The organism is Achromobacter sp. UBA4530, assembly GCF_002388205.1.
GTDB lineage: Bacteria > Pseudomonadota > Gammaproteobacteria > Burkholderiales > Burkholderiaceae_B > Achromobacter > Achromobacter animicus.
Genome location: NZ_DGMA01000007.1, coordinates 429,682 through 438,524, shown reverse-complemented (window position 1 = coordinate 438,524; position 8,843 = coordinate 429,682). Strand labels below are relative to the sequence as shown.

The 8,843-nt window shown below is 69.0% G+C and carries 6 protein-coding genes and 1 pseudogene; 2 read left to right on the top strand and 5 right to left on the bottom strand.

Features of this window, described 5'->3' with window-relative positions:
* A pseudogene (locus tag B2W22_RS06305) lies at positions 1-166 on the top strand (amino acid ABC transporter ATP-binding protein); the annotation flags it as partial.
* Between the two features lie 25 nt (positions 167-191).
* On the top strand, positions 192-1,217 hold the full coding sequence (locus B2W22_RS06300) for a LysR family transcriptional regulator (protein WP_414631939.1): 1,026 nt from the start codon (positions 192-194) through the stop codon (positions 1,215-1,217).
* Here B2W22_RS06300 and B2W22_RS06295 read toward each other — a convergent pair.
* From B2W22_RS06295 to B2W22_RS06275, 5 genes are all read right to left on the bottom strand, one after another.
* On the bottom strand, positions 1,214-1,597 hold the full coding sequence (locus B2W22_RS06295) for an I78 family peptidase inhibitor (RefSeq protein WP_175185408.1): 384 nt from the start codon (positions 1,595-1,597) through the stop codon (positions 1,214-1,216). The genes B2W22_RS06300 and B2W22_RS06295 overlap by 4 nt on opposite strands.
* A gap of 214 nt (positions 1,598-1,811) precedes the next feature.
* Complete coding sequence (locus tag B2W22_RS06290; RefSeq protein ID WP_286936657.1) at positions 1,812-5,096, bottom strand: error-prone DNA polymerase; 3,285 nt, start codon at positions 5,094-5,096, stop codon at positions 1,812-1,814.
* A 1-nt stretch (position 5,097) separates the two neighbouring features.
* Entirely contained in the window at positions 5,098-6,567 is a 1,470-nt protein-coding gene (locus B2W22_RS06285) for a Y-family DNA polymerase (RefSeq protein WP_218343645.1), read from the bottom strand.
* A complete protein-coding gene (gene imuA, locus B2W22_RS06280) occupies positions 6,497-7,201 on the bottom strand; it encodes a translesion DNA synthesis-associated protein ImuA (protein ID WP_175121783.1) in 705 nt (234 codons plus the stop codon). The genes B2W22_RS06285 and imuA overlap by 71 nt, the downstream gene beginning before the upstream one ends.
* Before the next feature lie 119 nt (positions 7,202-7,320).
* The gene (locus B2W22_RS06275) at positions 7,321-8,814 is read right to left on the bottom strand and encodes an amino acid permease (protein ID WP_286936654.1); all 1,494 of its coding nucleotides are present in this window, start codon (positions 8,812-8,814) and stop codon (positions 7,321-7,323) included.
* Between the last annotated feature and the right edge of the window lie 29 nt (positions 8,815-8,843).

Sequence of the window (8,843 nt, the reverse complement as noted above, 5' to 3'; positions counted from 1 at the left end):
GTGCGTGACGCATGAAATGGGCTTTGCGCGCGACGTCTGCGACCGCGTGGTGTTCATGGACGCGGGCGAAATCCTGGAGATGGATACGCCCGAGCGCTTCTTCAGCGCGCCGGCGCATCCGCGCGCGCAGCGCTTCCTGGCGGACATCCTGCATCCGCGGGGTTGATCCGCGCCGATCGTCCGCGGTGGTAATGTCTGGGGTTTCCATGCGCTTTTCTTCGACCGCGGCGATGTACACCCTCAAGCAATTGGAGGCCTTTTACTGGAGTTCCGAACTGGGCAGCTTCAGCGCGTCGTCGCGCAAGCTGCACACCACCCAATCGGCCGTGGCCAAACGGGTGGGGGAACTCGAGGCCTTTGCCGGCGCGCCCCTGTTCGAGCGGCGCGCCAAGAAACTCCTGATGACCCCGCAGGGCCGCAAGCTGTTCGAGCTGGCCAGCCAGATGCTGGAGCTGAACAGCCGCATCGTGCAGAACATGGCCGATCCGGCCAGCTTCGAAGGCGTGGTGCGTCTGGGCGTGACGGAGCTGGTGGGCATGACCTGGCTGGCCGGGCTGATCAAGCAGATCAGCCAGCGCTACCCCCGCGTGCAGTTGATGCCCGAGATCGATGGCGGCATCACGCTCTATGAACGGCTGGAGCAGGACGAACTGGATCTGGCGATCATGCCCGGCCCGTTCTGGGGCTACCAGTACGATTGCACGCACCTGGGGGCGGTCACCAATGTCTGGATGGCGAGTCCGGCGCTGGACATCGATGTCGCTGCCGCGTTGACGCCGCAGGATCTGGCGCCGTATCCGGTGATCTCGCAGCCCACCAATTCCGCGCTATCGCATCTGTACGACGCATGGTTCGCGGAACAGGGGATGCCGGTCAAGCGCGTGCTGACCTGCAACAGCCTGGGCATGATGGCGCAGCTGACGATGCTGGGATTGGGGATCAGTTACCTGCCGGGCGCGTACTTTGCGCCGCTGGTGGCGCGCGGGGCGCTGTGCCAGTTGAATGTGCAGCCGGACCTGCCGACCATCAATTACTACGCGGTGCACAAAAAGAACATCGTCAATCCGGTCGTATCCCGGGTGATCGACATTGCGCGCGAGGAATGCGCGTTCGAGGTGGCGGGGGCCTTCCTGCCCCATGTGCCGCCGGCGGCGCGGCCCATCGGGGCAGGGGAAGGCGACTTGCCGGACGGAAGTCCGGCCGGCCGGCGCGATTAACCGCAGCGGATCGCCGTCATCACGTCCTTGTCGTCCACGATGAGGTTCAGGCGGGTGTTGTTGTATTCCATGGTGACCAGCTGGCCCGGACGCAGCATGCGCGCGGTGGCGCTGCCGCTGCGCGTGCGCAGGTCTTCCATGACGGACGGCGTGGCTTTCTGACCGATCTGCGATTGCAGCGGGCCGGCGTCGCAGGTCTTGCCGGTGCTGCTGCCGGGCATGGCCGAGGACGAACCGTAGGAAGAGCCGGCGCCGGTGCTCGATGAAGAGGATGCGCTCGAGGAGCTGGAGGCCGGCCCGCTGGACGTACGCGAACCGCCGGTATTGGCGCACGCAGCCAGGCTGGCAACCAGCAGGAAGGGGATCAGCTTGCGGATCATGTAGGACTCCTTACAACGAGCGGACAAAAAGCCATGATAGACCAGCGGCGACGCGCTGTGCTCAAGGCGCCGCGGGCATGTGCAACCGGGCAACAGCGGCGGGCGGCTGGGCGCGCGTCAGGTGTTCGCCAGGTGTCTGACACCCGTATGGACGGTCTTCAGGCTTGAAGGGCGCTTCAAGGGTGTCAGACACCGTCAAGTTGCTCCCGCATCCTCAATGGAAGTCGCGGCTCTGCGACGTCAGCCCGCCCAGGAGGTCGGACATGTCCACCAGCCGCTGCGCGATCAGGTGGCGCACGCCGTCCACGCTCTGCCAGGACCCGAACACCCCCAGCAGGGTGGCGCCCAGCAGCTCGCGGCGCTGGCGTTCGATCAGGTCGGGGCGGACCACCACGTTGACCGGGCCGGTCTCGTCTTCGAGGGTGACGAAGATGACGCCCTTGGAGGTCTGGGGGCGCTGGCGCACGGTGACGATGCCGCAGGCGCGCGCGACCCGCTTGTTGGGATAGTCGTTCAGCACCGAGGCAGGCTGGAAGTTGCGCGCGGCCAGTTGGGGGCGCAGCAGCGACACGGGATGGCTGTGCAGGGTCAGGCCGACGCTGCGGTAGTCGGCGGCCACGGTCTGGCTCTCCGACGGGGCGGACAGCTGCGGGGCCTGGGTTTCCACGATCTCGGCGTCCCGCAGCAGGTCGCGGCTTTGTACGCTGGCGGCGGCTTCCCAGCTAGCCTGGCGCCGGTGGCCGGCCAGGGTGCGCAGCGCATCGCCGGCGGCCAGCGCGTTCAGGTCGTGGCGATTCAGGCCGGCGCGGCGGGCCAGGTCGGCGGTGTTGGCAAAGGGGGCGTCGGCCCGCGCGGCCTCAATGCGGCGGGCGGCGTCCTCGCGCATGCCTTGCAGCAGGCTGAGTCCCAGCCGCACGGCGGGGCGGGGCGTGGGGACCTCCGGCGTATCGACGCCCGGCGTATCGACGCCCGACGCCTCGGCGGTCGGCGCGTGGGGGTGGGGGCGGCGGCGGGCGCCCGGATGCCCGTCGGGCAGCGTTTCCAGCACCGAATCCCAGCCGCTTACCGTCACGTCGGCGGGCAGCACGCAGACGCCGTGGCGGCGCGCGTCCTGCACCAGTTGGGCGGGTGCGTAGAACCCCATGGGCTGGGAATTGAGCAGAGCGGCCAGAAAGGCCTCCGGTTCGTGGCGCTTGAGCCAGGAGCTGGCATACGCCAGCAGGGCGAAGCTGGCGGCATGGCTTTCCGGAAAGCCGTATTCGCCAAACCCTTCCACCTGGCGGAACAGGGCTTCGGCGAAGTCCAGCGTGTAGCCGTGCGCCAGCAGCCCGCCCACCAGCTTGACGCGGAACTTGTCCACGCCGCCCTTGCGCCGCCAGGCCGCCATCGACCGGCGTAGCTGATCGGCCTCGCCGGGCGAAAAACCGGCGGCCACGACGGCGATCTGCATGACCTGTTCCTGGAAGATGGGCACGCCCATGGTGCGGCTGAGCACGCCGCGCACTTTTTCGCTGGGGTAGGTTTCGTCCTCCTTGCCCTGGCGGCGCCGCAGATAGGGGTGGACCATGCCCCCCTGGATCGGTCCGGGGCGCACGATCGCCACCTGCACCACCAGGTCGTAGTATTCGCGCGGCCGCAGGCGCGGCAGCATCGTCATCTGGGCGCGCGATTCGATCTGGAAGACGCCAATGGTGTCGGCGTCGCAGATCATGTCGTAGGTGGGCACGTCGCCTTCCGGGATGTCCTGCAGGGCGAGCGGCTGGCCGCGGCGCTGGCTGGCCAGTTCAAGTGTGCGGCGCAGGGCCGACAGCATGCCCAGCGCCAGGACGTCGACCTTGAGCAGCTTCAGGGCGTCCAGATCGTCCTTGTCCCATTGCACGACGCTGCGGTCTTCCATGGCGGCGTTCTCGATGGGCACCAGGCGCGAGAGCTTGCCGCGTGAAATGACGAAGCCGCCCGGGTGCTGCGACAGGTGGCGCGGAAAGCCCATCATGGTCTGCGCCAGCGATGCCCACTGGCGCGCCACCTGGGATTCCGGGTCCAGGCCGCAGGCGCCCAGCGTGCGCAGCATTTCCTTCTTGCCGTCCCACCACTGGTGCGCGCGGGCCACGGCGTCGATGACGCCCGGGTCCACGCCCAGCGCGCGCCCCGTATCGCGCAGCACGCTGCGCGGCCGGTACGAGATGACCACCCCGGTCAGGGCGGCGCGGTCGCGGCCGTATTTGCCGTAGATGTACTGGATGACTTCTTCGCGGCGTTGATGTTCGAAGTCGACGTCGATGTCGGGCGGTTCGTTGCGTTCCTTGCTGATGAAGCGTTCGAACAGGTTGTTGCCGCGCTGCGGGTCCACCGCCGTGATGCCCAGGCAATAGCAGACGGCGGAATTGGCGGCCGAGCCCCGGCCCTGGCACAGGATGCCGGCGTTGCGGGCGAACTGCACGATGTCGTAGACGGTCAGGAAGTAGGCCTCGTAGTTGAGGTCCGCGATGAGATCCAGTTCCTTGTCGATCTGCGCCGTCACGCTGTCGGGCACGCCCTGGGGAAAGCGCCGGTCCGCCCCGGCCAGCGCTTCCTGGCGCAGATAGCTGGCGGGCGTGTGGCCGGGCGGCACGATCTCGTCGGGATATTCGTAATGCAGCTCGTCCAGCGAAAACGTGCAGCGGCGCGCCACCGCCAGGGTCTGCGCCAGCGCGTCGGGCGGATACAGGCTGGCGAGCCGCATGCGGCTGCGCAGGTGCTGTTCGGCATTGCCCGACAGTTCGTAGCCGCATTGCGACACCTGCTGGCGGGTGCGGATGCCGGTCAGCGTGTCGTGCAGCGGCTTGCGCGACCGGACATGCATCTGCACCTGGCCGACCGCCACGATCGGCAATTGCGAGGCCTGGGCTGCGTGTTCGACGGCGGCGCGGTGCAGGTCGTCGCGCGACTGGTGCAGCAGGTTCAGTCCCACCCACGCGCGCCCCGGAAAGACGCGCGCCAGCCAGCGCGCCTGGTCGGCCATGCGGTCGGCGTCGGTGCCGTAGGCGGGCGTCAGGATGGCCAGGCATTCCGGCAGACTGCGCAGGTGCGCGTGGCCGGCGGGCGGATCGGCAAGGTCTTGCGGGGAAAGCCGGTATTCGCCCTTGGGCGCCCGGGTGCGGCCCAGCGTGATGAATTCAGACAGGTTGCCGTAGCCTTCGCGCGTCTGCGCCAGCAGCGTCAGGCCGAGCGGCGCGGCGTCGGGCGCGGCGCGCAGCTGGAACGTGGCGCCCACGATGAGCGGCAGCTTGAGGGTCTTGGCTTCGGTGTGGGCGCGCACGACGCCGGCCAGCGAGCATTCGTCGGTCAGGGCGAGGGCGGCGTAACCGAGTTCGGCCGCCCGCGCGGTCAGTTCCTCGGGATGCGAGGCGCCTTGCAGGAACGAAAAATTGGACTGGCATTGCAGCTCGGCGTAGCCGGGCAGCTGGGCCAGGACCTCGGCCGGGTCCAGGGGATCGGGGGCGTCGTCGTCCATGCGCATGTCAGGCGTACAGTCCGTGCAGGAACCAGCGCGCGTCCTCGGCGTCGCGCTCGCGGTAGATCCAGTAGCGCGCGCCCGCCGCGTCTTCGGCGACGAAGTAATCGCGCACGGTCAGGGCGGGGTCCCACCAGCCGCTTTCGATGCGTTCGGGGCCGCGCATCAGCCGCAGCGCCTGGCCGGCGTAGTGGGGGCGATGGCCGGACAGCTTGAGGGGCTGCGGGGTTTCCAGCAGCCAGAACGGCCGGTCGAGCAGCGGCGGCAGGGGGGCGGGACGTTCGGGCGCGGCCAGCGCATCGCCCCAGGAATTGGCGGCTTCGGGGCGGTGGTCGGCGGTGGGCTGGGCATGGCGCACCCGGTCGCGGCCCAGCCGCGCCACCAGCAGGTCCAGCAGCCGCGCGTGGTCGGCGGCGGTGCCGCCCGGTTCGGGGAACAAGGTGGTGCTGGCCGCGGGTTGCTCGACGGTGTCGGGCGCGTGCAGCGTCACGGCGATGACGGGGGCTTCCAGCGTGAAGTGGTTGAGTTTTTCGCGCAGCAGATGCAGCAGTTGCGGCGCCTGCCAGATGGGCTGGGCCAGGGCCACTTCAAGTTCGGTGGGCGGGCGGGCGTGGCGGCCGCGTTCGTGGTCCATGCTGAGCACCACGCGCCGCACGGCCAGTTGCCGGGCGGTCAGCCAGCCGCCCAGCTGCTCGGCCAGCCGGCCCGCCACGGCCAGCACGGCGTCGGTGTTCTCCATGTAGTCCATGAGTTCGATCCGCCGCGAAAACTGGTTGGGCGGTTCGAGCCAGCGGTAGAGTTCGGGCACCTGGCCGTAGGCGGCGTCCAGCGCCTGCAGCAGATCGGGCGCGCTGCGCCGCTGCAGCCCCCCGCGCGGCAGGGCGCGCAGGTGCGCCAGCGTGTGGCAGCCGATGTCGTCCAGCCAGTTGCGGCGGTCTTGCGCCTGGGGCAGCAGCGACAGCGGCAGGGCATCGAGCCGCCGCGCCAGGGTGGGCAGCTTCAGTGTGCGCCGGGGCACGCGCCGGCCGGCGCGCCGCGCGAGCAGCCAGGCGCCCTTGGCCGTGGGCGCCATGCCCAGCGACACCCGCAGATCCAGCGCCCGCAGCGTGGCGGCCACCCGCCGGCTCAGCGCGCGCGGCCCGCGGAAGAACATCAGGCTGGCGCCCACGTTCAGCAGGACGGTGTCGCCGTCGGCCAGGGCGATTTCCGGGGTGTACTGCAAGAGGGCCAGCGCCGCGCCGTGCAGGGCGTCGGCTTCGGCCAGCGCATTGCGGGGCAGCAGTTCCACGCCGGGGGCGATGGCCGCCGCGCCCGCGCGGCGCATGCCGGGCGTCACGCCGGCCTGGCGGGCGGCGGGGGTCAGGGCGGCGACCCGTTCCTGATCCAGAACGGCGAACGCCTCCTGTTCATGCGGCCAGTGCGGGCGTATGGCGTCCAGCGGCAGGCAGCGCAGGTAGGCGGCGATCCAGAGGCGCATGGCGGGGAGAAGAGGGGGTAAGCGCGCCGGGCTCCAGGCCTACGTACAGCGGGGTGTCGCAGACGGGCCCCCGGCGCTTCAGGATGTGGACGGACAGGCCGCCGGGCGCGGGCGCCAGCGCCAGCCGCAAGGCGGCGGGCGTGGCGGTCTGCGCGGCGCGGGACGGGCGCACGGCGATGAACAGCAGGTCGCTGGCCTGGGCGGCCAGATGCAGGCGGCGCAGGGATTCGGGGCGCACATGGGGCAGCCAGCAGATCAGCGCGCCGCAACTGGCGTTTTTCAGGATCTGTTCGCTGGCCCACAGCGCGTCGACCGGCTTTTCGGGCGCCACCCACAGCAGTTGCCGGGGATCCAGCCGCCAGCTCATCCAGCTGGCGATGTGCGGCACGTGCGGCGGCTGCACCAGGGCAATGGGACGACGGGTTTCCAGTTGGGCCAGCGCGGGACGCAGCAGGCGGATTTCTCCGATGCCGGGATGGGGGGTGAGCAGTTCAACGAGCGATCCGAGCGGCCAGCCGTTATCCGGCAGTTCGGCTGACAGCGCCGCGTGCCCGGTTGGCAGGGTGCGTGCGGCGCCTTTGGCCAACTGCGTGGCGCGCCACAACGCGGGATGGATCTGTTCGGGGGACTGCATGGCGAAAGCGCCCGGTGCTCAATACCTGTATGAATGTACAGTATTGTACCGGGCTTTGCGCCGGGCGGACGTATCGAATAGTGCCCCCGAATGTGTCCCGAATGTGTCCCCGAAAAGTGCTAGAACCGCATGTCCTGGTACTTCACCCACCGCGAGCCGCGCAGCAGCCGATGGCCGATCCACAGTCCCAGGAACAGCGGAATGGCCAGGTACGTCGACACCACGCCGATCCAGTCGATGCGTTCTTCAAGGAAAGCCTGATAGTTCTGTCCCAGCGTGACCACCAGGCACAGCACGAAGGCCAGCAGCGGCCCGAACGGAAAAAGTCCTGCCTTGTAGGGCAGGTCGGCCGTGTCGTAACCGTGCTTCACGTAGCCCTGGCGGAAGCGGTAATGGCTGACCGCGATGCTCAGCCACACGATGAATTCCGTCATGCCCGCAAAATTGAGCAGCCAGATGTACACGGCCTTCGGGCTGTACACCACGCTGAACAGGCACAGGCACGCCAGCAGCGTCGTGGCCAGCAGCGCATACAGCGGCACGCCGCGCGGGGTCAGACGCTTGAAGAGGGCGGGCGCCTGGCCCTCGGCCGCCATGTTGAACAGCATCCGCGTCGCCGCATACATGCCCGAATTGCCGGCCGACAGCACGGACGTCAGGATCACCGCGTTCATCACCGTGGCCGCGGACAGCAGGCCCGCGTGCTCGAACACCAGCGTGAAGGGGCTGACCGCGATGTCCTCGACCTCGTTGCGCAGCAGTTGCGGATCGGTGTAGGGCACCAAGAGGCCGATGATCAGGATGGCCAGCACATAGAACAGCAGGATGCGCCAGAACACGCTGTTGATCGCGCGCGGCACGTTGCGCCGGGGGTTTTCGGACTCGCCGGCCGCCACGCCCACCAGTTCGGTGCCCTGAAAGGAGTAGGCCACCACCATCGCCACGCCCACCCACGTCGCCGCGTTGCCAACGAAGGGCGCGTCGCCCACCTTCCAGTTGTCCAGTCCCACCGGTCCGCCGCCGTGGATGATGCCGGCCAGCATCGCCACGCCCACCACGATGAAGCACAGCACTGCCACCACCTTGATGATGGCGAACCAGTATTCGGCCTCGCCGAAGCTGCGCGCCGAGAAAGCGTTCAGCCCGAAGGTCAGCGCCAGAAACGCCACGCTCCATATCCAGCCTGGCGTGTCCGGCAGCCAGTACGCCATAACGAGCTGCGCCGCCACGACGTCCACCGCCACGACCGTGGCCCAGCTGACCCAGAAGTTCCAGCCCAGCGCAAAGCCGAAACCCGGATCCACGTAGCGCGACGCATACGTGCAGAACGAACCCGACACCGGCATGAAGGTGGCCAGCTCGCCCAGGCTGGTCATGATGAAGTACACCATCAGGCCGATCACCAGGTAGACCATCAGCGCGCCGCCGGGGCCCGCCTGCGCGATGGCCGCGCCGGAAGCGACGAACAGGCCGGTGCCGATGGCCCCGCCCAGCGCTATCATCGTGAGGTGGCGTGCCTTGAGCACGCGGTGCAGCTGATTGTTGCCGGCGGTGTCGCCGGTAGTGTTGCAGACAGGCGCGGCGGCGCCCGACTCGATGTTCGGTGTGTGCATGACAAGGCGTGTGGTGGCCGCCGCCGGGC